General features: G+C 54.7%; 1 rRNA gene. It reads right to left on the reverse strand.

Going from position 1 to position 289, the window contains the following annotated elements:
• Positions 1-289 (reverse strand): 16S ribosomal RNA (locus tag J9885_RS14115); the annotation flags it as partial.

The following is a 289-nucleotide window of genomic DNA, read 5'->3' on the forward strand; positions in this document are numbered from 1 at the left end:
CCTTGTTACGACTTCACCCCAGTCATGAATCACACCGTGGTAAACGCCCTCCCGAAGGTTAAGCTATCTACTTCTGGTGCAACCCACTCCCATGGTGTGACGGGCGGTGTGTACAAGGCCCGGGAACGTATTCACCGCGACATTCTGATTCGCGATTACTAGCGATTCCGACTTCATGGAGTCGAGTTGCAGACTCCAATCCGGACTACGACGCGCTTTCTGGGATTCGCTCACTATCGCTAGCTTGCAGCCCTTTGTACGCGCCATTGTAGCACGTGTGTAGCCCTGG

Source organism: Aeromonas sp. SrichE-2G (assembly GCF_017939565.1).
Lineage (GTDB): Bacteria > Pseudomonadota > Gammaproteobacteria > Enterobacterales > Aeromonadaceae > Aeromonas > Aeromonas taiwanensis.